Source organism: Halomonas sp. 18071143 (assembly GCF_019211725.1).
In the GTDB taxonomy this organism is placed as follows: Bacteria; Pseudomonadota; Gammaproteobacteria; order Pseudomonadales; family Halomonadaceae; genus Vreelandella; species Vreelandella stevensii.
The window spans coordinates 3,602,909-3,629,725 of the sequence record NZ_CP078120.1 but is presented as its reverse complement, the minus strand read 5'-3'; the positions used below and the strand labels follow the sequence as shown (position 1 = coordinate 3,629,725).

General features: G+C 59.9%; 23 protein-coding genes and 1 tRNA gene. 17 read left to right on the top strand and 7 right to left on the bottom strand.

Annotated elements, in window-relative coordinates:
• Window positions 1-19 precede the first annotated feature (19 nt).
• From ureC to ureG, 4 genes are all read left to right on the top strand, one after another.
• Window positions 20-1,735, top strand: a complete 1,716-nt coding sequence (gene ureC, locus KVY02_RS16980; RefSeq protein ID WP_144981253.1) for an urease subunit alpha — start codon at window positions 20-22, stop codon at window positions 1,733-1,735.
• 221 nt (window positions 1,736-1,956) lie between these two features.
• Window positions 1,957-2,502, top strand: coding sequence for an urease accessory protein UreE (ureE, locus tag KVY02_RS16975; protein ID WP_218313998.1), 546 nt, complete (start codon window positions 1,957-1,959; stop codon window positions 2,500-2,502).
• The gene (locus tag KVY02_RS16970) at window positions 2,492-3,211 is read left to right on the top strand and encodes an urease accessory protein UreF (protein ID WP_218313997.1); all 720 of its coding nucleotides are present in this window, start codon (window positions 2,492-2,494) and stop codon (window positions 3,209-3,211) included. The genes ureE and KVY02_RS16970 overlap by 11 nt, the downstream gene beginning before the upstream one ends.
• Window positions 3,212-3,234: 23 nt before the next feature.
• A complete protein-coding gene (gene ureG, locus KVY02_RS16965; protein ID WP_016915354.1) occupies window positions 3,235-3,867 on the top strand; it encodes an urease accessory protein UreG in 633 nt (210 codons plus the stop codon).
• Window positions 3,868-4,123: 256 nt separating this feature from the next.
• Here ureG and KVY02_RS16960 read toward each other — a convergent pair whose 3' ends face one another.
• Genes KVY02_RS16960 through KVY02_RS16950 form a run of 3 tightly spaced genes read right to left on the bottom strand, consistent with a single transcriptional unit; the run spans window position 4,124 to window position 8,265 of the window.
• Window positions 4,124-6,088: an aconitate hydratase gene (locus KVY02_RS16960; RefSeq protein WP_256357532.1), complete on the bottom strand. Its 1,965-nt coding sequence runs from the start codon at window positions 6,086-6,088 to the stop codon at window positions 4,124-4,126.
• Window positions 6,089-6,147: 59 nt separating this feature from the next.
• A complete protein-coding gene (locus tag KVY02_RS16955; protein ID WP_218313995.1) occupies window positions 6,148-7,056 on the bottom strand; it encodes a hydroxymethylglutaryl-CoA lyase in 909 nt (302 codons plus the stop codon).
• 12 nt (window positions 7,057-7,068) lie between these two features.
• A complete protein-coding gene (locus tag KVY02_RS16950; RefSeq protein ID WP_016915351.1) occupies window positions 7,069-8,265 on the bottom strand; it encodes a CaiB/BaiF CoA transferase family protein in 1,197 nt (398 codons plus the stop codon).
• Between the two features lie 212 nt (window positions 8,266-8,477).
• Between KVY02_RS16950 and KVY02_RS16945 the strand changes: the two genes are divergently transcribed.
• The 3 genes from KVY02_RS16945 to KVY02_RS16935 all read left to right on the top strand — a co-directional run bounded on the left by KVY02_RS16945 (window position 8,478) and on the right by KVY02_RS16935 (window position 11,181).
• Complete coding sequence (locus KVY02_RS16945; protein ID WP_144981229.1) at window positions 8,478-9,386, top strand: LysR substrate-binding domain-containing protein; 909 nt, start codon at window positions 8,478-8,480, stop codon at window positions 9,384-9,386.
• Window positions 9,376-10,098: a haloacid dehalogenase type II gene (locus tag KVY02_RS16940; protein WP_218313994.1), complete on the top strand. Its 723-nt coding sequence runs from the start codon at window positions 9,376-9,378 to the stop codon at window positions 10,096-10,098. The genes KVY02_RS16945 and KVY02_RS16940 overlap by 11 nt, the downstream gene beginning before the upstream one ends.
• A 129-nt stretch (window positions 10,099-10,227) precedes the next feature.
• The gene (locus KVY02_RS16935; protein WP_218313993.1) at window positions 10,228-11,181 is read left to right on the top strand and encodes a D-2-hydroxyacid dehydrogenase family protein; all 954 of its coding nucleotides are present in this window, start codon (window positions 10,228-10,230) and stop codon (window positions 11,179-11,181) included.
• Window positions 11,182-11,251: 70 nt separating this feature from the next.
• Here the strand turns inward: KVY02_RS16935 and KVY02_RS16930 are convergent, their stop codons facing one another.
• From KVY02_RS16930 to KVY02_RS16920, 3 genes are read right to left on the bottom strand one after another with little or no spacing between them, the layout of a single operon-like run.
• The gene (locus KVY02_RS16930; RefSeq protein WP_096921874.1) at window positions 11,252-12,514 is read right to left on the bottom strand and encodes a TRAP transporter large permease; all 1,263 of its coding nucleotides are present in this window, start codon (window positions 12,512-12,514) and stop codon (window positions 11,252-11,254) included.
• On the bottom strand, window positions 12,511-13,032 hold the full coding sequence (locus KVY02_RS16925) for a TRAP transporter small permease (RefSeq protein WP_081193360.1): 522 nt from the start codon (window positions 13,030-13,032) through the stop codon (window positions 12,511-12,513). The genes KVY02_RS16930 and KVY02_RS16925 overlap by 4 nt, the downstream gene beginning before the upstream one ends.
• Window positions 13,032-14,030, bottom strand: coding sequence for a TRAP transporter substrate-binding protein (locus KVY02_RS16920; protein ID WP_081193358.1), 999 nt, complete (start codon window positions 14,028-14,030; stop codon window positions 13,032-13,034). Before KVY02_RS16920 ends, KVY02_RS16925 begins: the two co-directional genes overlap by 1 nt.
• 154 nt (window positions 14,031-14,184) lie before the next feature.
• On the opposite strand from KVY02_RS16920, the gene KVY02_RS16915 reads away from it, so the two are divergent.
• Window positions 14,185-14,261: transfer RNA gene (locus KVY02_RS16915), tRNA-Arg, on the top strand.
• 250 nt (window positions 14,262-14,511) lie between these two features.
• Here the strand turns inward: KVY02_RS16915 and KVY02_RS16910 are convergent.
• Window positions 14,512-15,930, bottom strand: a complete 1,419-nt coding sequence (locus KVY02_RS16910) for an IS1380 family transposase (protein ID WP_218313992.1) — start codon at window positions 15,928-15,930, stop codon at window positions 14,512-14,514.
• Window positions 15,931-16,579: 649 nt separating this feature from the next.
• Between KVY02_RS16910 and ltrA (KVY02_RS16905) the strand changes: the two genes are divergently transcribed.
• The 9 genes from ltrA (KVY02_RS16905) (at window position 16,580) to KVY02_RS16865 (ending at window position 26,736) form a co-directional block, all read left to right on the top strand.
• Entirely contained in the window at window positions 16,580-17,851 is a 1,272-nt protein-coding gene (ltrA, locus tag KVY02_RS16905) for a group II intron reverse transcriptase/maturase (RefSeq protein WP_062376020.1), read from the top strand.
• A 303-nt stretch (window positions 17,852-18,154) separates the two neighbouring features.
• Window positions 18,155-19,426 (top strand): group II intron reverse transcriptase/maturase, encoded by a 1,272-nt coding sequence (ltrA, locus tag KVY02_RS16900; protein ID WP_218313982.1) that lies wholly within the window; start codon window positions 18,155-18,157, stop codon window positions 19,424-19,426.
• Window positions 19,427-20,017: 591 nt separating this feature from the next.
• Window positions 20,018-21,196, top strand: a complete 1,179-nt coding sequence (locus tag KVY02_RS16895; protein WP_218313991.1) for a transporter substrate-binding domain-containing protein — start codon at window positions 20,018-20,020, stop codon at window positions 21,194-21,196.
• Window positions 21,193-21,843, top strand: coding sequence for an ANTAR domain-containing response regulator (locus KVY02_RS16890; RefSeq protein WP_218313990.1), 651 nt, complete (start codon window positions 21,193-21,195; stop codon window positions 21,841-21,843). Before KVY02_RS16895 ends, KVY02_RS16890 begins: the two co-directional genes overlap by 4 nt.
• Window positions 21,844-21,993: 150 nt before the next feature.
• Window positions 21,994-23,229, top strand: a complete 1,236-nt coding sequence (locus KVY02_RS16885; RefSeq protein WP_218313989.1) for an urea ABC transporter substrate-binding protein — start codon at window positions 21,994-21,996, stop codon at window positions 23,227-23,229.
• A 105-nt stretch (window positions 23,230-23,334) separates the two neighbouring features.
• Window positions 23,335-24,207, top strand: coding sequence for an ABC transporter permease subunit (locus KVY02_RS16880; RefSeq protein ID WP_218313988.1), 873 nt, complete (start codon window positions 23,335-23,337; stop codon window positions 24,205-24,207).
• The gene (locus tag KVY02_RS16875; RefSeq protein WP_218313987.1) at window positions 24,208-25,311 is read left to right on the top strand and encodes an ABC transporter permease subunit; all 1,104 of its coding nucleotides are present in this window, start codon (window positions 24,208-24,210) and stop codon (window positions 25,309-25,311) included.
• Window positions 25,308-26,030 carry an ABC transporter ATP-binding protein gene (locus KVY02_RS16870; protein WP_180091736.1) on the top strand — a complete coding sequence of 241 codons (723 nt, stop codon included), beginning with the start codon at window positions 25,308-25,310 and terminating at the stop codon, window positions 26,028-26,030. The genes KVY02_RS16875 and KVY02_RS16870 overlap by 4 nt, the downstream gene beginning before the upstream one ends.
• Window positions 26,017-26,736, top strand: a complete 720-nt coding sequence (locus KVY02_RS16865) for an ABC transporter ATP-binding protein (protein ID WP_218313986.1) — start codon at window positions 26,017-26,019, stop codon at window positions 26,734-26,736. The genes KVY02_RS16870 and KVY02_RS16865 overlap by 14 nt, the downstream gene beginning before the upstream one ends.
• Window positions 26,737-26,817 lie beyond the last annotated feature (81 nt).

Genomic DNA, 26,817 nt, shown 5'->3' with positions numbered 1-26,817 from the left:
CTTTTAGGAGAGGCAATACATGAAACCGGTAAACAAGATCAGTCGGCGCGCCTACGCCGATATGTACGGCCCCACGGTAGGCGACCGCGTGCGCCTGGGCGACACCGAGCTATGGATTCAAGTCGAAAAAGACGCCACCCACTACGGTGAAGAAGTGAAGTTCGGCGGCGGCAAGGTGATCCGCGATGGCATGGGCCAAAGCCAGCGCCAGGATGCCTCGGTAATGGACACCGTGATCACCAACGCGCTGATTCTCGACTGGTGGGGTATCGTCAAAGCCGATGTGGGGCTGCAAAATGGCCGCATCGCCGCCATTGGCAAGGCAGGCAACCCCGACACTCAGCCCGATGTCGAGATCGTCATTGGCCCCGGCACCGAAGTGATTGCCGGTGAAGGCAAGATCCTCACCGCCGGTGGCATCGACGCCCATATCCACTTCATCTGTCCCCAGCAGGTGGAAGAAGCGCTGATGAGCGGTGTCACCACCATGCTGGGCGGTGGCACTGGCCCCGCCACGGGCTCTAACGCCACCACCTGCACCCCCGGCGAGTGGCACATTGGCAAGATGCTCCAGGCCGTGGACGACCTGCCCATGAACATCGGCCTGCTGGGCAAAGGCAACGCCAGCCTGCCGGAAGGGCTCGAAGCGCAGCTGGAAGCGGGTGCGATGGGACTCAAGCTGCATGAAGACTGGGGCACCACCCCCGCCTCCATCGATACCTGCCTGAGCGTGGCGGAAAAGTACGATGTGCAGATCGCCATCCACACCGATACGCTCAACGAATCCGGCTTCGTGGAAGACACCCTGGCGGCCTTTAAGGAGCGCGGCATCCATACCTACCACACCGAAGGTGCAGGCGGCGGCCACGCCCCGGACATTCTCACCGCCTGCTCCAAGGAGTACGTGCTGCCGTCCTCCACCAACCCCACGCGGCCCTACACGGTGAACACCATCGACGAGCATCTCGACATGCTCATGGTCTGCCACCACTTGGACCCCAATATTCCCGAAGACGTGGCCTTTGCCGATTCACGTATTCGTCGCGAAACCATCGCTGCCGAGGATATCCTCCACGACCTGGGCGTGATCTCGATGATCGCCTCCGACTCCCAGGCCATGGGCCGCGTGGGTGAAGTGGTCTGCCGCACCTGGCAAACGGCCCATAAAATGAAGGTGCAGCGCGGCCTGTTGCCGGAAGATGAAGCGCTGGGGGCCGACAACCTGCGCGCCAAGCGCTATATCGCCAAATACACCATCAACCCCGCCATTACTCACGGCATCGCCCATGAAGTTGGCTCCATTGAAGTGGGCAAGCTGGCCGATTTGGTGCTGTGGAAGCCCGCCTTCTTCGGTGTCAAACCGGCGCTGATTTTGAAAGGCGGCATGATTGCCGGAGCGCCCATGGGCGACCCCAACGCCTCGATTCCCACGCCGCAGCCGGTGCACTACCGCCCCATGTTCGGCACCTTTGGCCGGGCGGCCAGCCAGGTAAGGCTCAACTTCGTCAGCCAGGCCGCCATCGATGCGGGCATCAAGGAGCGGCTGGGCCTGCAAAGTACGCTGTCGGCCTGCAAGAACGTGCGCGGCGTGCGCAAAAAGGACATGAAGCTCAACGACGCCTGCCCAGAGCTCACCGTCGACCCGCAAACCTACGAAGTGCGCTGCGACGGCGAACTGCTCACCTGCGAACCCGCGACTGAACTGCCGCTGGCGCAGCGGTATCACTTGTTTTGATTGGAATGCACCGCCCATAGCGATAGGCGCTAGGGAGCTTTTTCGAAAGTTCGTTCATCGATATGAGTCCACTTCTGCCAGCCTGAGAGTGGCACAGTGGGAGGTAGCTTTAGCTCGCGACCATTCAGGCGGCCTCCCACAGAGGTCGCTGGCTCCATGGCTTCAAGCTGGAGAGTGAGACACAGAATATGACGAACAACTCTTTCAACGGGACGGTAGTAATGTTGAAACTGATAGAACGCTTAGGGCCGATAGACGCAAGCACCGCCAGCGACACGCTGACTCTGCCCTTCGAGCTGCGTATTCGTGGCCGCTTGAAAGCCGAAAGCGACAGCGGCCAGCCGCTGGGCCTGTTTCTGGATCGCGGCCCGGTATTGCGCGATGGTGACGGCTTGAAGGCCGAAAATGGCGAGATCGTGCGCGTTTGTGCCGCCATCGAGCCCGTGGTGACCGCGCGAGTGAGTACTGGCTTACCCCTAGCCCGGCTGGCGTACCACCTCGGCAATCGCCATGTGCAGCTGGCGCTGGGAGAAGACCAGCAGGGCGGCTGGGTGCGTTTCCCACCCGACCACGTTCTCGAAGAGCTGGCCGAGCTGCTGGGCGCGACGCTCGAGCACCACAACGCCACCTTCGACCCCGAGCCGGGCGCCTATAACCAGGTGGGGGGTGGGCATTCGCACGGCCATGGTCATAGCCATGGCCACGGGCATTCCCATGCTCACGACCACGACCACGACCACGACCATGGACACAGCCATGCCCACTAAGCCAGACACCTCGCCGGACCTGGCGCTGCTGGGCTTGCTGCAGCTGGTGAGCCCGGCGCTGCCCATCGGCGCCTTCGCCTTTTCCCAGGGGCTGGAAAGCGCCTTCGAACTGGGCTGGGTCCGCGATGAAGAGAGCCTGAGCGAGTGGCTGTCTGGGGTGCTGGAAGATGGCCTGACCCGCTGTGAGCTGCCGGTGATCGATCGGCTATACGGTGCCTTTGCCGCCCAGCAAGGCGGCACGGTTGCCGAGTGGGACCACTGGCTGGCCGCTACCCGTGAAACCGCCGAACTGGCCGCAGAAGATAGCCGCCTGGGCGCGTCACTCACACGGCTGCTGGGCAGCCTGGCGCTATTGCCAAACGATGAACGGCTGCCAGGTGAAGACTCACTGACGCCGCTTTTGCCACCGCAGGCGGGTTACGTCACGATGTTCAGCTGGGCGGCTTATCAACGGGGCATTCCCGTTCATCAGGCGCAGCTGGGGTTTGCCTGGGCCTGGCTGGAAAACCAGCTGGCCGTGGCCTGTAAAGCGCTGCCGTTGGGGCATACTGCGGCACAACGTATCATCGAGCGGCTACGCAGCGAACTGGTCGTGGCCGTCGACCGGGCGAAGTACCTGGACGACGACGCGCTGGGCCCCGTGCTGCCCGGTGTGGCCCTGGCCAGCGCCCTGCATGAAACCCAATACTCCCGCTTATTTAGAAGTTAACTGGCATCATTCAGGAGAAGACAATGACTCACTGTTTACGCGTTGGCGTGGGTGGCCCGGTAGGTTCCGGCAAAACCGCGCTGCTCAAGCAGCTCTGTTCGGCGCTGCGCGACCACTACGATATTGCCGTGGTCACCAACGATATCTACACCCGCGAAGACGCCGACTTCCTGCTGCGCCACGATGCGCTGCCAGCCGACCGCATCCTGGGGGTGGAAACCGGCGGCTGCCCGCACACGGCGATTCGGGAAGATGCTTCGATGAACCTGGCGGCCATTGACGAGCTGCACGCCCGCCACCCCAGCCTGGAGCTGGTGCTGGTAGAGTCCGGTGGCGACAACCTCTCCGCCACCTTCAGCCCCGAGCTTTCCGATCTCACCCTGTACGTGATCGACGTCTCCGCAGGCGACAAGATTCCACGCAAGGGTGGCCCGGGCATTACCAAGTCGGACCTGCTGATCATCAACAAGATCGATATCGCCGAGCAGGTACACGCGTCGCTGGAAGTGATGGAGCGAGATTCGAAGAAAATGCGCGGCGAACGCCCGTTCGTGTTCACCAACCTCTACGATGGCGTTGGCCTCGAAGAGATCATTCGCTTCATACTCGACAAAGGCATGCTGGAAGAGCGGCGCCCAGCGGCAGCAAGCGCCTGATAAAAAGCTGCCCTGACCAGGCGGTAAGCGGTCAGGGCAGCGGAAAAACGTGGTTGGCGTCGTGTCAAAACGGGCCATCCCTGGCCACCACTCAGCTACATTGAACTGATAACTCCCTGATAACCTTAACCTAGGTTATGAAAACGCCTGTCGGCTATTAATTATTTGTTAGCAAAGTAATAAATGTCGCAAAATGGCTAAAGATGACACATTGAACCTCTGTGGTTGGCCTCAGTTGCTGTAAATGGCGATGCCACTAACGGTGACGCTGGCGCAGGTGGTTGATCACGCCACCTTGCGCAATCAGCTCCCGTTGGCGGGGGCTGAGCCCATGATGCAGCGTCAGCTCGCCCTTGCCGGGGATATGCGCGGTCAGCGTGTCCCCGCGTTCCAGCTGCGCGTAGAGCCCCTCGATCACCAGGCAGTCGCCCTGGGTTAGCCGGGCGCTGTCTTCCTCGCGGGTAAAGGTGAGGGGCAGCGCACCAAAGCAGATCAGGTTTTGCCAGTGAATCCGCGCAAAACTCTTCGCGACCACCACCTGTAGCCCCAAATAGCGCGGCACCAGTGCGGCATTCTCGCGGCTGGAACCCTGGCCGTAATTCGTTCCGCCGATAATCGCGTGTCCACCCTGGGTGCGAGTGCTTTCTGCGCGCTCGGCATAGTGCGGGTCGACTGCCTCGAAGGTGAAGGGGGCCGAGGCATACACGCTGCTCCAGTAGGGCAGCACCCGCTGCCCGGCAGGCATGATGTCATCGGTGGAGATATTGTCGCCGGTGACCAGGAGCACCGGCACTTCCAGGCGGTCCGGCAATGGGACGAGCTCTGGCAGGGCCGGGGTGTTGTCGGTCTTCTGCAGCGCTTTCAGCGTTGCTTCATGGAGAGGCAGCGGCGCGTTGAACAGGGCACGGTTTACCTCGATTCGGGCGGGCTCCTGCGGGCGGGGGTAGGGCATGTCGAGGGTGCGTGGGTCGGTGATCACCCCGGCCACCGCCGAGGCGGCGGCGGTTTCCGGGCTGCACAAAAATACGCTGTCTTCCCGCGTGCCGGAGCGCCCGGGAAAATTGCGCGGCACGGTACGCAGGCTGTTGAGCCCCACGGCGGGCGCTTGCCCCATCCCGATACAGCCATTACAGCCCGCCTGGTGCAGCCGTGCGCCGCTGGCGACCAGGTCGGCCAGGTAGCCCTGCTCGATGAGCGAGGTCAGCACCTGGCGGGAAGAGGGGTTGATATCCAGCGAAACGCCGTCGGCCACCTGCTGGCCGCGCACGATCTCGGCCACCACGGCAAAATCGCGAAAGCCGGGGTTGCCCGACGAGCCGATGTACGCCTGATGCAGCGGCTGGCCCGCCGCCTCACGCACGGTGACGACGTTATCCGGGCTGGAGGGCAGCGCAATCATGGGTTCCAGCTGGCTGAGGTCGAGGGTCTCGTGCAGGTCGTAGTGGCAGCCGGGCTCGGCAGCCAGCGGGCTCCAGTCGGCTTCCCGGCCTCGGGAGGCCAAAAAGCGCCGGGTCTCGTCATCGCTGGGGAACACCGTGGCCGTGGCTCCCATCTCGGTGCCCATGTTGGCCAGCACATGGCGGTCCATGGCGGAAAGGTGGGCAAGCCCCGGCCCGTAATACTCGATGATGGTGTTCTTGCCGCCCGCCACGCCGTGGCGGCGCAGCAGTTCCAGTACGATGTCCTTCGCCGAGACCCAGTCGGGCAGCTGGCCTTCCAGCTTGATGCCCCAAATCTTCGGCATGGTGATGTACAGCGGCTCGCCTGCCATGGCCATGGCCACTTCGATGCCGCCTGCGCCAATGGCCAGCATGCCGAGGGCACCCGCCGCCGTGGTGTGGCTGTCGCAACCGACGATGGACTCGCCGGGCACACCGAAGTTTTCCATGTGCACCGGATGGCTGATGCCGTTGCCGGGGCCTGAGTACCACACGCCAAAGCGTTCGCAGGCACTTTTCAGAAACAGGTAGGTTTCGGCGTTCAGGTTGTCGGCCTGGACGAGGCCGTGGTCGATGTACTGCACGCTGGGCTCGGTGTGTACACGGTCGAGCCCCATGGCTTCCAGCTCCAGCATGACCAGCGTGCCCAGCACGTCCTGCAGCAGGGCCTGGTTGATGCGCAGGGCGATTTCACTGCCAGGGGGCAGCTCGCCGCTGACCAAGTGACGCTGAAGCAGCTGTTGGGCAAGGTTTGACGGCGGAACAGGGGAGGATGCGGTCATGGTCATTCACCAGGTTGTCGTTGTTATCGGTGGCACAGAGGATTCGGGAGAAAACGTGTTCAGGGCAGGGCGTAGCAGCGGTCCGCGCTGCCGGCTTTCACCACCTGACCGGGCGTGTCGTGGCCGATCAGCGCTGGCAAGGTGGCGGAAATATCCAGTAACGCGGGCAGGTTGACGCCGGTGGCGACGCCCATCTGCTCGAACATGTGCACCAGGTCTTCGGTGCAGACATTGCCCGTGGCCCCGGGGGCAAACGGGCAGCCGCCCAGACCACCCAGCGAGGCATCGAATCGCAGGATGCCCGCTTGCCACGCCGCCAGGGCGTTGGCCAGCCCCATGCCCCGGGTGTTGTGGAAATGCAGCGTGAACGGCACGCCGGGAAAACGCTCCAGCACCTGGCGGCATAGCGCGCCGACCTGGGCGGGGTTGGCCACGCCGGTGGTATCGCACAGCGTGATGCCTTCCACGCCTAGCGCCAGCTGCTGCTCGATCAGGCTGAGCACGCGGGCTTCGGGCACCTTGCCTTCGAAGGGGCAGCCAAAGGTGGTGGAGAGCGAGGCGTTGATGAACACGCCGCTCCCCTGTGCCAGCTGGATGATCGAGGCGAACTGTTCGAGTGACGCCTCTGGCGTCATGCGCAGGTTGGCGCGGCCATGGGCGTCACTGGCCGACATCACCAGGTTGATTTCATCCACGCCGCAGGCCAGCGCCCGCTCGGCTCCCTTGACGTTGGGCACCAGCACGGTGACCTCCACGTCGTCGCGGCGCTGAATGGCATTCACCACGTCGGCGGCATCGCGCAGGTTGGGAATGGCCTTGGGCGAGACGAAGGAGGTGGCCTCGATGCGCGCAATGCCGGTGGCGGTGAGAGCGTCGATCAGCGCGACTTTCTGTTCGGTGGGGATAAAGCGCTCTTCGCTCTGAAAGCCATCGCGGGGGGCCACTTCGTTGATTTGTAGGGTGGTCATGGCGGTCTCCGGTTAGATAATGCCCGCTTGGCGCAGCTTGTCGCGGGTGGCGGCATCGATGCCCAGCTCTTCCAGTACGTCATCGGTGTGGGCGCCCAGCGTCGGCCCGCCTTGCCCCAGCCTGCCGGGGGTGGCGCTCAGCTTGGGCAGCACGCCCGGCACCTTGAGTGGGCGGCCATCGGCGCGGGTGACGCTCTGGATCATCTCTCGGGCAAGGTAGTGGGGGTCGTTGGCGATATCGGCGGCGGTATAGGGGAAGCCTGCCGGTACGCGGGCGTCGTCCAGGGCGCTGAGAATGTCGTCGCGGCGGCGGGTCTGGGTCCAGGCTTCAATGGCCGCATCGATCTCGCTGGCGTGCTGGCTGCGGCCATCGTTGTGGGCCATGGCGGGGTGGTTGGCGAGATCCTCACGGCCAATCACACCCATCAAGCGCTTGAAGATGCTGTCGCCATTACCGGCAATCAGCACGTATTCGCCTTCGCAGGTGCGGTAGGCGTTGGATGGCGTAATGCCGGGCAGCGCGCTGCCGCTGGGCTCCCGCACCTGGCCGGTGGCATCGAACTCCGGCAGCAGGCTCTCCATCATGGCAAACACGGATTCGTACAGGGCCACATCGATCTCTTGCCCCAGGCCGCTGCGCTGACGCTCCTGCAGGGCCAACAGAGTGCCGATCACCGCGTAGAGCGCCGAAAGCGAGTCGCCGATGCTGACCCCCACCCGCACCGAAGGCTCGCCGGGGTGGCCGGTCAAGTAGCGCAGCCCGCCCATGGCTTCGCCAATCACCCCAAAGCCTGGCTTGTTGCGGTAGGGGCCGGTCTGGCCAAAGCCGGAAACTCGCACCATGATCAAGCCCGGGTTCTGGGCGGCCAGCGTGTCGTAGCCCAGCCCCCAGCTTTCCAGCGTGCCGGGGCGAAAATTCTCGACGATCACATCGGCTTCGGCGGCCAGGCGGCGCACCACCTCCTGGCCCTGTTCGCTGCGCAGGTCCAGCGTCACTGAACGCTTGGTACGGCTCTGGACGTGCCACCACAGCGAGGTGCCCTCTTCGAGAATACGCCATTTGCGAAGGGGGTCGCCGGTGCCGGGAGGCTCGATCTTGATCACGTCCGCCCCGAACTCCCCCAGCAGCTTGGTGGCAAACGGACCGGCGATGAGCTGGCCAAGCTCTACGACTTTAAGTCCATCGAGAGGAAGCTGTCGCGTTGTCATAATGATGGCTCCTGATAACGCTTGATCTGACAGGCGGGTCTGGATGCAGACGCGGCGTGTTGTTGTTCATCAAGCATCTGCGAGCCTGCCGAGCATCACAATTAGGCAATCAGGAAACGGGTGTTCGTCACTGGCGAACCCTGAGGCGACGCGCGGTATTTTTTCCAACGATGTTTTCGACCACGTTTCCAACCACTGACCGGGTAGATGCCATGCTGCGATTCGATTTTGTCACGCTCAGACTGTTCGTCGCGATTGCCGACGAAGGGCGCCTGACCGCTGCGGCGGAGCGTGAGCACCTGGCGCTGGCGGCGGTCAGCAAGCGGGTCAGCGACTTGGAAACACTGGTGGGCACCGAGCTTCTGTATCGGCGGCCACGTGGCGTGGAGCTGACCCCCGCTGGCAGGGCCTTCCTGCACCACGCCCGGCGTATTCTGGAAGATGTGGCCCGGTTGCAGGCCGAGCTGAGCGAGTACGGCGAAGGCGTGCGGGGCCACGTGCGGATTCATTCCAATACCTCGGCGATCATTGCTTTTCTGCCCCAGGATCTCAGCGCCTTTGCCCGGGAGTACCCGCAGATCAAGATCGACCTGCAGGAGCGCACCAGCAGCGAAGCGATTGCGGCGGTGCGCGACGGCGTGGCCGATATCGGCATCTTTGCCAGCCACGTGGCCGCCGATGAGCTGGAGGTGCGCCCCTATCGGCGGGACCAACTGGTGCTGGTCACCCCGCAGGACCACCCGCTGGCGGAGCATGACAAGCTCTATTTGCACCAGGCGGCGGAGTACGATTTCGTGGGGCTACAACAGGACGCCTCGCTACAGTCGCTGCTGCATGAACAGGCCAGCCAGGCCGGTAGAAACCTGCGCATGCGCATACAGGTACGCAGCTTCGATGCCATCTGCCGCATGATTCACTACGGCCTGGGCGTGGGGGTGCTGCCCCAGCGCACGCTCTATCGAGACCTGAAAGACCTCAAGCTACGCATGATTCCGCTGGCCGACGAATGGGCTACCCGGGAGCTGGTGATTGGCATGCGCCATCACGCGAGCCTTCCGGTGGTGGCGCGTCATCTGGTCGACCATCTGCTATCCCCTCAGGAGACACCCCATGACCACTGATTTCGTTGATGACATCAAGGCGCTCACCTTCGATGTGTTTGGCACCGTGGTGGACTGGCGCGGCAGCGTCATTCGCGAAGGCGAACAGCTCAACGCCGCCAAGGGCCTGGCCATCGACTGGCCGGCGTTTGCCGACCGCTGGCGGGCAGGCTACGCCCCGGCCATGAACCGCGTACGTCAGGGGGAGCTGCCTTGGACCAAGCTGGATGCGCTGCACCGCATGACGCTGGATACCCTGCTGGAAGAGTTCGGCGTGGCCGACCAGCTGAGCGAGGCCGACAAGCAGTACCTGAACCGCGTATGGCATCGCCTCACGCCCTGGCCGGATAGCGTCGAAGGGCTGCAGACGCTAAAGCAGCGCTTCATTCTGGCCACGCTCTCCAACGGTAACGTGTCGCTGCTGGTGAACATGGCCCGCCACGCGGGGCTTCCCTGGGACTGCGTGCTCTCCTCCGAGCTTGCCGGGCACTACAAGCGCGACCCCGAGGTGTACCACATGGCGGCCAATCTCCTCGACCTGAAACCCTCGCAGATTCTGATGGTGGCCGCCCACCAGGACGACCTGCAGGCCGCCCACCGGGAAGGCATGCGCACGGCGTTCGTGAAGCGCCCGCTGGAGTTTGGCCCCACGGCCACGCCGGACCTGAGCATCGACCCCTGCTTCGACCTGGTGGCCGAGGACTTCCTCGACCTGGCACGGCAGCTGACATGAGGTATTCATCACCTGCCTGAAGGGGGGCTTGGGTGGTGGGACGTTTCCGTTTATGTTGATGCTTTACTCGCTGACGCCGAATCCTTGGCCAGGTGGAGAGGCGCGGGCCATACGCAAGGAGCCGCTTTGATGAACATTGTCATTCCCGATGATTACCAGGATTGTGTACGCGACCTGGATGCCTTCGCCAAACTGGCGGGCCACCAGGTGACGATTTACAGCGACACCGTTACCGATGAGGATGCGCTGGTCGAGCGCTTCAAGGACGCTGACGCGCTGGTGCTGATTCGTGAGCGCACGCCGATCACCGCGTCCCTGCTGGCGCGGCTGCCCAGGCTCAAGCTGATCAGCCAAACCGGCGGCGGCGCGGCTCACGTGGATATGGCCGCCTGCCGAGCGCACGGGGTGGTGGTGCTGGCAGGCACTGGCTCGCCCTACGCCGCCGCGGAGCTCACCTGGGGGCTGGTGCTCTCGGCCATGCGGCGCATTCCCGACGAGGTGGCCAACCTCAAGGCAGGCCGCTGGCAGCGCACCCTGGGCATGGGCCTGAAAGGGCGCACCCTGGGCGTGTTTGGCTACGGCAAGATTGGCCAACTGGTGGCCCGCTACGGCCAGGCGTTCGAGATGAACGTGCTGGTATGGGGCCGCGAGGGCACCCGCCAGCGGGCCGCCGAGGCGGGGCTGGAAGTCGCTACCTCGCAGGAAGCATTCTTCGAACGCAGCGATGTGCTGAGCCTGCACCTGCGCCTGAACCCGGAAACCCGCGGGATCGTCACCGCCGCCAACCTGGCCAGCATGAAGCCGACCGCCGTGCTGGTGAATACCAGCCGCGCCCCGCTGATCGAAGCGGGCGCACTGGAAGCGGCGCTGAAGGCTGGCCGCCCCGGCATGGCCGCCGTGGACGTGTTCGACGAAGAGCCGGTGACCGAGCATCCGCTGCTGGCGCTGCCCAACTTCCTGGCCACGCCCCACCTGGGCTACGTGGAGAAAGACAGCTACGAGCTCTACTTTGGCGACGCGTTCGAGAACGTGCTGGCGTTCGAGGCAGGCACGCCAGGGCGTAATCTGGCAGAAGAGGGCTAAGCCTCTGACGCACACCCCGCGAGCGGTGAAAAGTCACCGCCCGCGAGGTGATAGAGGCCGAGGCGTCGGTTCAGTGGCCCGACCAGCCCAGCAGGATAGGCACGTAAACCACCAGCAGCAGAACGCCGATCAGCCCTAGCAGGTAAGGGATAATGGCGCGGGTGATGCGCTCCAGCGGCAGCTGAGTCACCGACGAGGCCACGTACAGGTTGATGGCCACGGGGGGAGTAATCATGCCAATCGAGAGCCCCACCACGATGATCAGCCCGAAGTGGATCGGGTCGATGCCCAGCTGCAGCACCAGCGGCAGCAGCACCGGGGTTAGGATGATCAAGGCGCTGGCCGTCTCGATGAACACCCCGGTCAGCAGAATCACCGCCACCACCAGCAGCATGATCACGTAGGGGTTGGTGGAGAGCGACAGCACCGACTGGGCAATCGCACCGGGCACCTGCCAGCTGGAGAGCGTCCAGCTCAGCACCGCCGACATGGCAATCACCAGCATGATCACGGCGGTGGTCATCGCCGAGCGGATCAACAGCTTGTACACCTGGGGCAGGGTCAAGTCCCGGTACACGAACAGCGACACCAGCAGCGCGTAGTTCACCGCCACCACCGCCGCTTCCGACGGCGTAAAAATCCCCGAGAAGATACCCCCCAGAATGATCACCGGCGTCATCAGCCCCCAGCTGGCCGCTTTCAACGTGCGCCAAATGGTGGCCAGCGAGAGCGGTGTGCCTTTCGGGTACTGGCGCTTGTACGCCTGGGTGATGGCAATGGCCATCAGCGCCAGGCCCATGGCCAGCCCCGGCAAGAAGCCGTTCAGGAACAGCTTGGAGACCGACTGTTGGGCGATCACCGCGTAGATGATCATCGGCACCGAAGGCGGGATCACCACGCCGATGGTGCCGCTGGCGGCGATCAGGCTGGCCGCCGAGGCGGGGTCGTAGCCCTTGCGCTTCAGCTCCGGCACCAGGCTAGACCCCACCGCCGCCGTGGTGGCCGCCCCCGAGCCGGAAATGGCCGCGAAAAACATGCCCGCCATCACCGAGACCACCGAGAGCCCGCCGCGCATGAAGCCCACCAGCGAATCGGCAAAGCTCACTAGCCGCTCGCTGACCTTGCCCTGGGCCATCAAATCACCGGCCAGGATAAACATGGGAATGGCCACCAGGGCGAACGAGTTGATGCCCTGGAACATCTGCTGGGTGACCACCATCAGTGGCACCCCCGACTGATGCAGGGCGTAGAGCGTGCTGGCGCCAATGGCAAAGGCAATCGGCACGCCCAGCAGCATGAACAGGAAGAACAGCCCGAACAGCACCAGCGTCATAGCACTTCCTCCTGGGCGGTGATGGGCTGCCCGTGAACCAGCACCTCGACCATGTCTACCAGCGCATACCACGCCATGATGCCCGCCGAGAGCGGAATGACGGCGTAGACGTAGGTCATCGAGAGACGCAGCGCGGCCGACTTCTGAAAGCTTTGTACCTGCATGTAGCGATGGCCGATGACCACTAGCGTGACCATGAAGGCCAGCACGATGGCCAGCGCGGCCAACCTGGCCAGCTTGCGCAGCGGCAGGGGCAGGGCATCCACCGCAAAGGTGACCGCAATGTGCCGCCCACGCTGGAAGGCCAGCGTGCCCGCGAGAAAGGTGATCCATACCAGCAGAAACCGCGCGACCTCTTCGGTCCAGCCCACGGCACTGAAAAACACCCGGGACACGATTTGTAGCGTGATCACACCGATCAAAGCTGCCATGCCCGCAAACACGACGGGCTGGATGATGGCATCCAGCCCACGTTCAATGCGTTGCAGCAGCGTCAAAAGAGGCTGTGCAAAGGGCATCACTGATTCAGCGCCTCCTGAATGCGCGGCAGGTAATCACCGAACTGCTGGCCGTACTTCTCATAAACCGGCGCAACGGCGGCCTGGAAGGCTTCCATATCGGGGGAGTCGTTGATTTCCATGCCCGCCTCGCGCAGGGCAGCCAGCTGTTCGGCTTCCATATCGGCGTTCACCTGACGCTCATGCTCGGCGGCTTCCTGGGCGGCCTGGCGGATGACGTCCTGGGCGGCTTCCGGCAGCTGGTTCCAGGCGGGCATGCCCATCACGAAAATTGCCGGGGCGTAGGTGTGGCGTGAGAGGGTCATGTAGTTCTGGGTTTCATCCAGCTTGAACGAGTGAATCACGTTCACCGGGTTTTCCTGGCCGTCGATGGTGCCCTGCTGCATGGCGGTCAGCGCTTCGGTCCAGGCCATCGGGATGGCGTTGGCCCCCAGCTCGCGGAAGGTATCGGTGTAAACCGGGTTTTCCATCACGCGAATGCGCAGGCCATCCAGGTCTTCCGGCGAGTTCACGGCGCGCTCGCTGTTGGTCAGGTTGCGGAAGCCGCGCTCGGCGTAGGCCAGGCCTTTCAGGTTCACGTCGGCCAGCTTGTCCAGCAGCTCCTGGCCGATGGGGCCATCCAGCACGCCATAGGCGGCTTCGGGAGTGGGGAACAGGAAGGGCAGTTCGAAGACCGCCATCTCTTCCACGAAGTTGGCCACCGGCCCGTTGGTGATCACGCCCATGTCCACGGTGCCGATCTGCATGCCTTCCAGCAGCGTGCGCTCATCGCCCAGCGAGGCGTTGGGGAAGATCTCGATGTTCACCTTGCCTTCGGTGCGCTCTTCCACCAGCTCTTCGAACTTGGTGGCGGCAATATGGAAGCCATCCTGCTCGTTCACCACGTGGGCCAGGCGAAGGGTGACGGGGTTCATGTCGGCAAATTCGTTGGCGTTCGCGGCGCCAACCAGCGCCAGTGAGATGCCCAGTGCCAGCGTACTACGTGCAAATGTTTTCATTTATTATGTTCCCAAACGGATCAGGGTAGGTGCGAGGCGCAAAAGTGCCCCCAGAGCATGCACCACCGCAGGGAAAACGGTCAATCATCTACGCACCGAAAACCGCCAAGCGGCTGGACACCACGCGCCCACACGGGTACGATACGCACCCAAAGCGCCCGTAGCTCAGTTGGATAGAGTGTCGGCCTCCGAAGCCGAAGGTCGCAGGTTCAATTCCTGCCGGGCGCGCCAAACATATCAAGAGCTTACCCCGCCTTATTCATGAGGGCGCTGGCTGAGTGGATTTTCAGCCCTCGCTGCCAACACCGGCCCACCGGCACCGCCGTTGGCAGCATGAGAACCCGCTGTCATATGCAAAAAAGCGCAAATTCTCGCTCTATTTATAGCCTAAAGGAATGAATTGCCGTCATTCGTGCAGCCGTCACCGTCAGCCGAAGTAGAGCTGCTTGGCGCAGGGATCGGGGGTGATATCGCCGACGAGTCAGCCCAGCGCGGTCAGCTTCGGCAGCCCCTTCAGCAAGGCAGGCCACCATTTGTCAGCCGCATCGCCGAGGTGAACGGTGATGCGCCGGGCGTGCAGCTTCAGCGTGGCGGCGACCTTGAGTACCTGCTCGCGCAGCCGGCTCAGGCTCCAGCCCTGCCGGGTCTGACGCACCAGCAAGCAGCGCAGGCCATGCAGGACCTGGTAGGCGTAGAGGCTCAGCAACAAGCTCACCTCGTTGCGGGCCATGACCTCCTGAACCGTGGAGGCACCGCGATCCGTCGACGACAGGTGCACGTCCAGCGCCGACTTCACCTCGCCCATGTGGGCCTCGGCGCTCCCGCGCTTGCGGTAGAGCGCCAGGACCTTCTCTGGCGGCCAGTCGAACTTGCCGAGGTTGGTGACCAGGAAGAAGGCATGCAGCAGCAGGTCATCGGGGCGCTCCTGCACCACCAACACCACGCGACGCGGTGCCGACCAGGAACCCGCTTGGTACTCAAGGTCATGGCACCATTCTCGAGGCTGTTCAGGCGGTCGGCCGCGGGGCCGCTTCAGGAAGGGCGCTGCCAGTTTTTGAAGGCCCTTGTGGCTACGTAACCGGCCCAGGTACTCGATGTCGCGCGCTTCCAGCGCCTCCAGCGTGTCATTGTCGGTGAATCCGGCATCGATACGCACCCGAACCTGGGCACCGGTGCTCTCGTTGAGCCGCTTCACCAGGTGGGGGATCCAGGTGTCAGCATTCTCGGCCGGGCCGGCGTTGCCCTCGCGCAGCAGGCCGCCCACCATGTCACCGGTTTCGGCCAGCGAAGCGACCAGCGGCGAATAGATCCGTGCGCCGTACAGGCCATGATAGGCCGAGCCGCCCTGGTGGCCGTGAACCTCGATCGGCAGGCCGTCGATGTCCAGCGTCAGCTGCTTGGGACGTTCGCCGTTCTTCAGCGAGGTCAGCCGCCAGACCACCAGCCGCAGCAGGCCTTCGTGCACGGCATCGATGTTGTCGTCGCTGCCGAGACAGGTCAGCAACCGCGACAGCGTGGCTTGGGACGGCCGCTCCTGGGCGAGGGGCGTCATCCCCCGTGCATCACTGCAGGCCAACTGCCAGACCGGGTCATGGCACAGCGTGTCGGTATCGCTGAGATCGATCCAGCCCATCGCCCGTTGCAGCACCAGGGTACGCAGCTGGCTGGCCAGCGAGTGGCGGATGCGTAGCGGGTTGCGGAAGTCGACCAGATTGTCTTCCAGCGCCTCGATCACGCCGCTGCTGTCGAGGGCTTCGCGCAGCAACAAAGCGCCGCTGTCGCTGGTGGTGCGGTGGCCGCTCAGCTCGACACGGACAGAGCCGTTGCACGAGGGCGTCCAGGTGGATAGGCTTTCACCCATAGCGGATGGCTCCCTTGGATCAGGTTCTTGGCGGAACACACTGATTTTTCAAGAGGATACCATCCGCGTGCGCCAGGCAAAGCTTGGTCATCTGGGAGCAGGCCAGGGCCTGCAGAAAGGGTGAGTTGAACCCCAGTGGGTGAAATTCCCACCCGGCCAAGGGTAGCCGCCAGCCGGTAGCGAGTCTTGCGCAGCGTCGGGCAACCGCCGCTGTGAAGCGTAGACAGCAAGTGAGTAGGCCGTGTCATTGAGCCCCGAAATTTTCACCACGCGATCGCCGACGCCCTGCGGATAGCGGAAGGCAACACGAGTTCACTGAAAAGGCTTGGTGAACGAAGGTCGCCGGGGTCATTAGAGCAGGGCATGTTCACACAGGGGGTTCCCAGGAACCTGGGAGGCCCATTTCCCTCCTCCGATCTAACGCTATCAGGTACGGGAGCCACCTGCCCCCAAGCTCCCTGGCCCAGCACTGCAGTGACTGGCGGTGATGGGAGCGAAACAACAGCCACTCAGGAGGTACGGTACGGCGAGTGTAGCGAGCCGGCCAGATGGGGTAATGGGAGTCGGAGCCACTCATAGTACTGATGAAATCGGGGAACCAGCTCGATGGGACCCGGTGGAGGGAAGGAGTGGTCAACCATCAGAACCGTACGAGGGAAACATGATAGGTGCTCAGGAACCTGAAGTCATGTCCACGAAACAAGTGCGGATAGCATCGCTGGCAGAGCGTTTTCCGCAGCGTGCCTTCACGTCACTGTCGCATCATATCGACGCCCAGTGGCTGAAAACGGCCTACCTCATGACGCGCCATGACGGTGCGGTCGGGATTGATGGCCAGACGGCGGACGACTTCGCGCGCGGCTTCGAGATCAATATCCAGCGCTTGCTGGAAGAGGCCAAGAGCGGGTGTTACCGGGCGCCGCCGGTGCGGCGTGTCCATATCCCCAAAGGGGATGGGCGTACCACACGGCCGATCGGCATTCCCACCTTTGAAGACAAGGTCCTGCAACGTGCCGTGGTGTCCCTACTGGAGCCTCTCTACGAGCATGACTTCCTGGATTGTTCGTACGGCTTTCGGCCGGGGCGCTCGGCACACCAGGCCATCAAGACGGTGTGGGATGGCCTGTCGTCGATGGGAGGTGGCTGGGTCATCGACCTGGACATCAAGGCCTTCTTCGACACGATCGACCACCGGCACCTGCGAGCGTTTCTGCAGCAACGAGTGAAGGACGGTGTGATCCTTCGCCTGATCGGCAAGTGGCTCAAGGCCGGAGTACTGGAGGCTGGGCAGTGGCAGAAGGGAGTAGTCGGCAGCCCACAGGGCGGGGTCATTTCCCCATTGCTGGCGAACCTCTATCTCCACTATGTACTGGACGAGTGGTTTGAGAAAGACGTCAAGCCACGCCTGCGAGGACGCGCATTTGAGGTACGTTTCGCCGACGATGCCGTGCTCGCATTCAGCAGTGAAGCTGACGCCCGCAAGGTGCTGGAAGTACTGCCCAAGCGCTTCGCGCGCTTCGGCCTCACCCTGCACCCGACCAAGACCCGCCTGGTGAGGTTCCGCCCGTATCGTGAGCAGCGTGCCGAAACCTTCGACTTTCTGGGCTTCACCCACTACTGGGGGAAGTCACGCCGCGGGCTCTTGGTTATCAAGCGCAAGACGGCGAAGGATAGGTTTCGGCGTGGGCTCAAGCACATCTCACAGTGGTGCCGGTGGAATCGTCACCTGCCGATCCGGGAACAGCATGAGAAGTTGAGTCGTAAGATCCAAGGTCACGTTGCCTACTACGGTATTCGCGGCAATATGCGATCCATACAGACGTTTCGCCATCGGGTGAAGTGGTGCTGGATCAAATGGCTGAGCCGGCGATCCCAGAAGGCAAGGATTGTGTGGCGGAATGCGCTTCAACTCTTTAAGTTACTGCCGTTTCCCAAGGCGAGGATCGTTCACCCATGCTGATCCTTCAGCGAAACTGATGGTTGAAGAGCCGGATGCGTTAATTGCGCACGTCCGGATCTGTGGGGGGCCGGGTCGAGCAATCGCTCGGTCTACCCGACTATCTTCGTTTTCAGGCCGGTCTCATGAATAAGCTGAGGTCAGGTGACCATCAGGAGCCGACCGGAAGGAAAGGCGGGAGTCGGAGTCGCTCATAGTACCGACGAAGGCGGGGAACCGGCTCGATGGGACCCGTTGGAGGGAAGGGGCGACCAATCATCAGAACCGCAAGAGGGAAACATGGCAGGTGCACAGGAACCTGAGGTCATGTCCACGAAACAATTGCGGATAGCAGCGCTGGCAGAGCGCTTCCCGCAGCGTGCCTTCACGTCTCTGGCGCACTATATCGATGCCCAGTGGCTAAAGACGGCCACCCTGATGACGCGCCGTGATGGTGCCGTCGGGATTGATGGCCAGACGGCGGACGACTTCGTGCGCGACTTCGAGGCCAACATCCAGCGGCTGCTGGAGGACGCCAAGAGCGGTCGTTACAAGGCGCCGCCGGTGCGACGCATCCACATTCCCAAGGGAGATGGGCGCAACACACGGCCGATCGGTATCCCCACCTTCGAAGACAAGGTCCTGCAGCGTGCCGTGGTGGCCCTGCTGGAGCCGCTCTACGAGCATGACTTTCTGGATTGCTCATATGGTTTCCGGCCGGGCCGCTCAGCGCATCAGGCCGTCAAGGCGGTGTGGGAAGGGCTGTCGTCGATGAGCGGTGGCTGGGTCATTGACTTGGACATCAAAGCCTTCTTCGACACGATCGACCATCAGCACCTGCGAGACTTTCTGCAGCAACGAGTGAAGGACGGTGTGGTCCTCCGCTTGATCGGCAAATGGCTAAAGGCCGGGGTATTGGAAGCCGGGCAATGGCAGAAAGGGGAGGTGGGAAGCCCGCAAGGGGGTGTGATATCCCCGTTGTTGGCAAATATCTACCTGCACTATGTGCTGGACGAGTGGTTTGAGAAAGACGTCAAGCCGCGACTTCACGGACGTGCATTCCAGGTGCGGTTTGCCGACGATGCCGTCCTGGCGTTCAACACAGAAGCCGACGCCCGCAAGGTGTTGGAGGTGCTGCCCAAGCGTTTCGCACGCTATGGGCTCACCCTGCACCCGACCAAGACCCGGTTGGTGCGGTTCCGGCCGCGCCCAGGGCAACGCGCTGAGACCTTTGATTTCCTGGGCTTCACCCACTACTGGGGGAAGTCACGCCACGGGCGCCTGATCATCAAGCGCAAGACGGCGAAGGACAGGTTTCGGCGCGGTCTCAAGCGAATTGCGCTCTGGTGCCGCTGGAGCCGACACTTGCCGATCCGAGAGCAGCATAGGCTGTTGAGGCGGAAGGTGCAGGGCCATTACGCCTACTACGGCATCCGGGGCAATATCCGAGCCCTCCAGCTGTTCCTCTACCGAGTACGGTTGGTGTGGGTGAAGTGGCTGAGACGCCGATCACAGCGAGCGTACTTCTCGTGGGCAAAGGCGGACCAGCTGTTCCAGCTGCTGCCTTTACCTGCTGCGCGGATCATGCAGCAGTGCTGAGCCTTCAGTGAAACTGGTGATTGAGGAGCCGAGTGCGCTAATCGTGCATGCTCGGATCTGTGGGGGGCCGGGTCGAGCAATCGCCCGGTCTACCCGACTAAGGCGATGGTATGCATGGCGTGCATCGACCGTTGCTTGCGAGCCAACTTTTCGCACAAAGCCTAGGATTAAAGAGTGATTGTGTTCTTGCGATCCCGCGTACAACTGATTTTTCTCACTGTCTGGTCGTCACAGTGGTGCAAGCATGGAAAACATGAATGCACCTTCATGCAGCATAAATTCTTCTGTATGCATCAAAAAGAGGCGCAATACCTACATTAATCGTGTTTAAAAGCCGCTATTGTGGTGCTTTGCTTAATTGGCACGCTTGTTGCTTTATCTTATTTATAGTTGTTTAGTGATAACGGCCCTCGACTTAAGAATAGCGTCAACGTATTGACAATGTCGTTTAGGGGGCACAGTCTAAGTTTAGCAATTGACATGTTGTGCGTCGGCATACACCGAAAGTGCACAGAGCAATAGGGCTCCCATCGTTACCGTCAGGTAGCGTTGTGAGCCCTTTTTTATGTCTGGAAATAGGGCGGTCAGTCAATGAACAGTCATATCCCGGTTGGCATACTCTTCTCCACCCAAGGCCCCTACGCCACCGTTGGTCGCTCAATGCGTGATGGGGCGATGCTGGCGCTGGAAGAGGTCAATCAGGACAAACGATATCCCTTTGATCTTGTGCCCATCGAGTGCGAGCCAGCCGGTGAAACCGCTGCCTACAGCACACACGTGAGGAGCTTGCTACGCCATGAAGGCGTAAAGCACGTGATTGGTTGCTATACATCTTCCAGCCGCAAAGAAGTTATCCCGATTTTTGAAAAATACGATGGCTTGCTGTGGTACCCGTCTCACTACGAAGGTTTTGAGACCAATAATAACGTTATCTATACAGGCGCTGTTCAGAACCAGCATGTTTTACCGCTGATGAACCATGTGCTTGCCCATATCACTCGCGATGTTTACTTCGTGGGCTCTAACTATGTCTGGGCCTGGGAAAATGGCCGCATTATCAGAGAGCTGACCAAGGCGCATGGCGGGAAGATGATCGCTGAGCGTTACCTGCAGGTCGGTGACCTGGATGTGGCGCGTATCATCGAAGAGATTCACGAAAAGCGGCCTGCCTTCATTATGAACATGCTGATCGGGGAGTCTAGCTATGCGTTTTACCGAGCGTTGGCCAAGGCGCGCGATGAGAACGCAGCCCTTCAAAAAACGGTAGTAGGCAGCTGCACGCTTTGCGAACCGGAACTTGCTCAAATTGGTCCGCAGGCGTGTGCTGGGCATCTCGCATCCAGCGTTTACTTCTCCACTATTGAGACAGAAGTTAACAAGAAGTTTGTCGCTAGCTACCGCAAACGCTACGGCCATGATGCCCTACCTAGTGCAGATGCAGAGGCTTCCTACAACACCGTTCACTTACTTGCCCTTGCCTTGGCTGGCGCCGATTCCGTTGATATCGAACGGGTGAAAAAAGCGCTGCACGGAACGTCCTTCCAAGCGCCTCAGGGAAAGATCTATGTCGATCCTGAGAGCAATCACAGTTATTTGACCGTCCGGTTAGGAATCTCCCGAGAAGATGCGACGTTTAAAGTGATCTCCGAAGCAAGCGCCCCCGTTCGCCCGGATCCTTATCTCGTTTGGGCTGAAGCATGTGGTGAAAGCTCTGCTCACTCGGAAACGCCCATTGCTCAAAACAATATTGGCTTGAGGATCGTGCGATGACGGTTACCACACGACGCAATTTCAGGGGTCATCGTGCATTGATTGTGTGTGCCGCTGAAATAGATCGAGAGGTGCTGACTCAGTTCCTGGTGGAGCTTGGCGTCACTCCAGTTGTTCATGAAAACCAGGATGAGGCTGTGTCTGATAGGCCGTTTGATCTGGTGTTTTTCGACGATGAGTTGGGACGCCAGTTTGGCGACATCACGCAAATGATTGATCGCGTGCAGGGGCCGGCGATTGCACTTATCGGTTCAGATGCACCGAGCTCGGTTAATTGGTTCATCGAGCGCCAAGTGTCTGGCTATCTCACCAAACCGCTACGTAAGGGCGGCATTCTCGCGAGCCTTATGATTGCTTACCAAGCGTTTAATCAGTGCTATGAGACGGAGCAAAAACTCCATCGTTTGGAACAGCAGGTTCGTGCCCGCCAAGTCGTATGCACGGCGGCGATCAAGCTCATTGAAGATATGGGGATTTCGGTCAATGACGCCTTTGCCCTGTTGCGTTCGGCGAGCATGAGCCGACGCCTGTCTCTTGAGGATTTCGCGGCAATGATCGTCTCGGGTGAGATCGCTGTGGCGGCATTAAAGGAGGGTGCCGACACCATCCATCGTCTTAGGGAATCCCGGTTGAACCGTTATTCATAGCTGATTCACTGAGGTTAATCGAAGCGGAATATGTCGGACAGGCTTCAAGAGCAAAAGGTCGTCTCTCATTTTATGAAGAGGCGACAAGGGAGTTGTGTTGCTGCAGGACGGCGAGGAAGAAAAAAGTAAAACTTACTCAGGGGTATACAAATGAAATACTCAACAATTCAGAGAACGGCAACCTTATCAACGTTGTTAGCGGGCTCATTAGTCACTACCGCTTCAGCGAATGATCCTATCCAGATCGGTGTGCTTGAAGATCAGTCCGGCAACTTTGCAGCTGTGACGCAGGCTAAGGTTAATGCCATAGAGTTAGCGGCTGAGGAAATAAATGAGGCGGGCGGCATCGCTGGTCGCGAGGTGGAACTTGTTATTTACGATACTCAGTCTGATGATCGTCGATACCAAGAGTTGATGCGGCGGGTTCTCCAGCGTGATCAGGTAGATACCGTTTTTGCGGGTTTTGCTTCGTCATCACGGGAAGCGTACCGACCGATTGTTAACCAATTTGATGGGTTGGCGTTTTATAACAATCAGTACGAAGGCGGCGTGTGTGACGCCAACATGATCGTCACTGGCGCAGTTCCTGAGCAGCAGTTTTCGACGCTAATTCCCTGGATGATGGAAGAGTATGGCCCTAACGTCTATACGATTGCCGCGGATTATAACTTTGGTCAGATTTCGGCGGAGTGGGTACGTCGGATTGTAGAAGAAGAGGGCGGAGAAATAGTGGGCGAGGATTTCATCCCCCTGGGTGTTTCCCAGTTCTCGCAGACCATTCAGAACATTCAGGGTGAAGCTCCAGACTTTGTCGTGACGTTATTGGTTGGCTCCAATCAGGCGTCTTATTACGAGCAGGCAGCATCTGCCAACCTTGGACTTCCGATGGCCTCGTCGGTAAATGTTGGGCAGGGCTACGAGCATAAGCGTTTTGCGCCACCAAGCCTTGCAAACATGTACGTTACGACGAACTTCATTGAAGAAGTTGACACCCCTGAGGCGAATGCTTTCGTTGAGAAGTTCTATGAACGCTTCCCTGATACGCCCTATGTGAATCAGGAAGCAGCGAACTCTTATATCGCTATGCACCTTTATAAGCAGATGGTTGAACGTGCTGACGGATCGACCGATAAGGATGACCTTCGTGCAGTTATCGCCGAGGGAGATGTCTGCTTTGATGGCCCTTCCGGCACCGTGTGTCTAGACCCTAGGAGCCAGCATATGTCTCACAATATCTTTCTGGCGAAAGTGGATGAGAACCACGAGATTTCTTTTCCCGAAACTTGGGAAAATATTGAGCCTTACTGGCTGGGTGAAAACGGCTGTGACCTGACCCAGAACGACCCAAGTGCTCAGTACACTCCTTCTAGCCCTCCAAACGAGTAAATATCACGCACCGTCCCGGCAGGGTGATGAGCTTCGCCCTGCCTGACTTGTGAAGTTGCATTAAGCGGGAAACCTCGCTGGCTTTTCCTGCTCAGGAGCCTGGATATGGAATATTTACATTTCGCATTTACAGCGTTTTATCAGTTTGGGGATGCGTTTGCCTTCTTGGTGCTATCCGCCATGGGACTTGCTGTAATTTTTGGGATGATGGGCATCATCAACTTGGCTCACGGCGAGTTTATTATGTGCGGCGCCTACGTAACGGTGGCAACGGCGCGCATGGGGGTTCCACTGCCCATCGCTATGGTATGCGGCAGCCTTGCTGCTGGGATTCTGGGCATTGTGCTTGAGCGCACGATTATTCATCGGCTCTACCATCGGCCGTTGGACTCTATTGTGGCCACCTGGGGGATCAGCCTGATTCTTACTCAAGGTACGCTGATTGTGCTTGGCTCCAGCATGGCAGGTGTCAGTACGCCGCTGGGTAGTTTTTCGGTGGGTAACTACAGCTATTCAACCTATCGAATGGTACTGCTTGGTGTGGCCGTGCTCGTGCTTATTGGCTTGTATCTGCTGTTTCACCATACGACGTTCGGTATCCACTCACGGGCAACGATCCAAGCACCCCACATGGCGAAAGCTGCGGGTATCGACACCGGGCGTATGTACTCCCTTACCTTCGGCCTTGGGGCAGCGCTGGCGGGATTGGCAGGCGCTCTTTATGCACCCACGATCTCTATCGTCCCGACACTTGGCGCCAATTTCTTAGTAGAAAGTTTTGTGACAGTTGTCGTCGGCGGTGCTGATGTGTTCCTGGGTACAGCACCAGCAGCGGCTACGCTCGCGGTTATCAAGGCTTTTCTGACTGGCTGGCAAGGGCAGTTAATGGGGCAGGTGGGGCTGTTGATCACGGTCATGGTGGTTATCCGTATTCTCCCACAAGGCCTGTCTGGCTGGTTACTCAAGGGGCGTACATAAATGGGTATATTGCAAAGACAAGGTTCGAATACAGCTCGGTCAGCGTCTCGAATGCCACATTGGATACGACTCGTTAATGGCCCGCAAACATTAGGCCGCGGTCCGCTGTTTTGGGTCGGCTTTGCCTTGGCCATTGGCACAGCCGTTGTTTATCCCGGTTTCGCAGATGCCTGGAGCGTTGGTAATACCGCCTATTTCATTTGCTGGGTGTTTATGGCGCTTGGGCTGTCGTTGATCTGGGGATATACGGGGGCGCTCAGCTTTGGCCAAACTGCTTTCTTCGGGCTTGCCGGGTATACGTATGGCGTCATCACGATTAACTTTGGCGCGGCATACGGAATGACCCTTGTCGGCTTGCTACTTGGCGTTGGTATGTCGTGTCTGGGGGCGGCGTTGCTTGGCTACATGCTTTTTTATGGACGTATTAGCGGCGTATTTCTGGGTATTGTAACTCTTTCTACCACGTTGGTCTTCGCCACCTTTATGGCACAGACAGCGGGCTCTCAGTGGGCGATAGGCGATGCTCGACTTGGTGGCGACAATGGTATGACCGGTATGCCGCCACTGACAATTCCTTGGGCTGGGGGAGATATAGCGCTGTATTCGGGAGTACCACTTTATTACCTTCTTCTGGCCATGCTGGTTCTTTGCTATCTGGGCTTAAGGGTTCTGGTCAATTCTAGATTCGGCAATGTCCTGGTTGCCATTCGTGAAAATCCGCACCGCGCTGAAATGCTCGGTTACGACATACGCCGCTATCAGTTAATTGCTTTTGTGATTGGCAGTGGCTTAGCGGGACTTTCCGGAGTGCTCTATACCGCTTGGGGGCAGTACATCAGCCCGTCCAACATGAATTTGGCGGCCGCCGCATTACCCATTATTTGGGTGGCAGTGGGTGGGCGTAAAGACCTCACCGCAACGCTGGTGGGCACCTTGGTAGTGCTTGGCATCTTCCAGAACCTAACTATTTACGGTAGCTACTACGCCTTTGTCATTATGGGGTTGCTGCTGGTCGTCGTCGTGGTCTTTTTACCGGAAGGGTTGATCCCGGGGTTGGTCAAGTTATTTGGTCGCCATCGTAAGCGTAAGGAGGGCATGTCGTGACCATATTGCGAACTGAGAAATTATATAAGCATTTCGACGGCGTCAAAGTTGCTCAGGATGTGAACTTCTCAATGGAGCATGGTGAGATTCGATGCCTGATTGGTCCGAATGGCGCTGGGAAGAGCACGTTTTTCAAGCTTGTACTCGGTGAGCATCAACCAAGCTCAGGTGAGATCTACTTTTCAGATCAAAAAATTACCAAGCTTCGTTCCTTCGAGCGCGTGAAACAGGGAATTGCCGTCAAGTTCCAGGTGCCGGGTATTTTCTCCGAACTCTCCGTTTGGCAAAACATGCAAATCGCGGTTCAAAACCACCTGCATGGTGATTCCATGACATCGGCTATCGATAAAGCACTCGCTTTTGTAAGGCTTACCGATAAAGCCGGAGAACTTGCTGGAGAACTCTCACACGGGGAACAGCAGTGGCTTGAGATCGGTATGGCAGTGAGCACAGAGCCGCGTTTACTACTTCTTGACGAACCGACAGCTGGCATGACACCAGAAGAAACGGCGCGCACGGGCGAGATGATCCAGGAGCTCAATCGCAAAGGTATGTCGATTTTGGCGGTTGAACACGACATGGAATTTGTGCGCCAAATTGCCCACAAGGTCACTGTACTGAACTTCGGTGAAATCTTTGCGGAAGGCACGATCAACGAAATAGAGGCTAACGAAGAGGTTGCACGTATTTACCTGGGGACAGCCGATGACGACGAATAGTACAAATCTGTTGAGCGTGGAGGGCGTCATTTCTGGCTACGGTACCACCTCAGTGCTGCAAGAGGTCAGCCTGAGTGTTGGTCGCGGCGAGGTGGTAGCCGTCATCGGTCGAAATGGCGTCGGCAAGACGACGTTAATGAAAACGCTGATTGGTCTTATCAAGAATCGGCAAGGCATTATCCGTTTCGATGGTAAGGATATTAGCGCGCTCGAATCTCACGAACGTGCGCGTTTGGGCATTGGTTATATCCCGCAAGGGCGTGAGGTCTTCTCGCGCATGACCGTCAGGGAAAATCTCAAGGTCGGCGAAATGCTCCAACAGCCTGGCGAGGGTGTTGACTATGAGCGGGTTTACGAATTCTTCCCCATCTTGAAAGAGCGGGCTAATCAACGAGCGGGCACCTTCAGCGGCGGGCAACAGCAACAGCTTGCTATCGGCCGTGCCATGGTGGGCAAGCCGAAACTTATGCTACTCGACGAACCCTCGGAAGGTATTCAGCCCAACATCGTAAAGGACATTTCACGAAACATTCTCAAGCTCAATCGCGAGCTGGGCGTAACCATTCTCCTCGTAGAGCAGAACCTGGACATGATCATGACCATGGCGCAACGCTGCTACGTCATGGATAAGGGAAAAATTACCCATGAGCTTGCGAAGGAGCAACTCCGTGATCGTGACGCAATGCGTCGAATTCTGGCTGTATAAGCAGGATGAGATAGCCATCAATACTATTTAACCATGACTCAACTCCGGTCTGCAGTAGCTGGAGCGATGACTGAAAGCACC

Excerpts from the sequence above, each read along its gene's own strand:
- KVY02_RS16895 (WP_218313991.1), top strand. The coding sequence starts at position 20,018 with ATGAACAGTCATATCCCGGTTGGCATACTCTTCTCCACCCAAGGCCCC.
- ltrA (WP_062376020.1), top strand. The coding sequence starts at position 16,580 with ATGTCCACGAAACAAGTGCGGATAGCATCGCTGGCAGAGCGTTTTCCG.
- KVY02_RS16945 (WP_144981229.1), top strand. The coding sequence starts at position 8,478 with ATGCTGCGATTCGATTTTGTCACGCTCAGACTGTTCGTCGCGATTGCC.
- ureC (WP_144981253.1), top strand. The coding sequence starts at position 20 with ATGAAACCGGTAAACAAGATCAGTCGGCGCGCCTACGCCGATATGTAC.
- KVY02_RS16950 (WP_016915351.1), bottom strand. The coding sequence starts at position 8,265 with ATGACAACGCGACAGCTTCCTCTCGATGGACTTAAAGTCGTAGAGCTT.
- ltrA (WP_218313982.1), top strand. The coding sequence starts at position 18,155 with ATGTCCACGAAACAATTGCGGATAGCAGCGCTGGCAGAGCGCTTCCCG.
- KVY02_RS16875 (WP_218313987.1), top strand. The coding sequence starts at position 24,208 with ATGGGTATATTGCAAAGACAAGGTTCGAATACAGCTCGGTCAGCGTCT.
- KVY02_RS16885 (WP_218313989.1), top strand. The coding sequence starts at position 21,994 with ATGAAATACTCAACAATTCAGAGAACGGCAACCTTATCAACGTTGTTA.
- KVY02_RS16940 (WP_218313994.1), top strand. The coding sequence starts at position 9,376 with ATGACCACTGATTTCGTTGATGACATCAAGGCGCTCACCTTCGATGTG.
- KVY02_RS16880 (WP_218313988.1), top strand. The coding sequence starts at position 23,335 with ATGGAATATTTACATTTCGCATTTACAGCGTTTTATCAGTTTGGGGAT.
- KVY02_RS16970 (WP_218313997.1), top strand. The coding sequence starts at position 2,492 with ATGCCCACTAAGCCAGACACCTCGCCGGACCTGGCGCTGCTGGGCTTG.
- KVY02_RS16890 (WP_218313990.1), top strand. The coding sequence starts at position 21,193 with ATGACGGTTACCACACGACGCAATTTCAGGGGTCATCGTGCATTGATT.
- ureE (WP_218313998.1), top strand. The coding sequence starts at position 1,957 with ATGTTGAAACTGATAGAACGCTTAGGGCCGATAGACGCAAGCACCGCC.
- KVY02_RS16955 (WP_218313995.1), bottom strand. The coding sequence starts at position 7,056 with ATGACCACCCTACAAATCAACGAAGTGGCCCCCCGCGATGGCTTTCAG.
- KVY02_RS16920 (WP_081193358.1), bottom strand. The coding sequence starts at position 14,030 with ATGAAAACATTTGCACGTAGTACGCTGGCACTGGGCATCTCACTGGCG.
- KVY02_RS16960 (WP_256357532.1), bottom strand. The coding sequence starts at position 6,088 with ATGACCGCATCCTCCCCTGTTCCGCCGTCAAACCTTGCCCAACAGCTG.
- KVY02_RS16935 (WP_218313993.1), top strand. The coding sequence starts at position 10,228 with ATGAACATTGTCATTCCCGATGATTACCAGGATTGTGTACGCGACCTG.
- KVY02_RS16930 (WP_096921874.1), bottom strand. The coding sequence starts at position 12,514 with ATGACGCTGGTGCTGTTCGGGCTGTTCTTCCTGTTCATGCTGCTGGGC.
- ureG (WP_016915354.1), top strand. The coding sequence starts at position 3,235 with ATGACTCACTGTTTACGCGTTGGCGTGGGTGGCCCGGTAGGTTCCGGC.
- KVY02_RS16925 (WP_081193360.1), bottom strand. The coding sequence starts at position 13,032 with ATGCCCTTTGCACAGCCTCTTTTGACGCTGCTGCAACGCATTGAACGT.
- KVY02_RS16865 (WP_218313986.1), top strand. The coding sequence starts at position 26,017 with ATGACGACGAATAGTACAAATCTGTTGAGCGTGGAGGGCGTCATTTCT.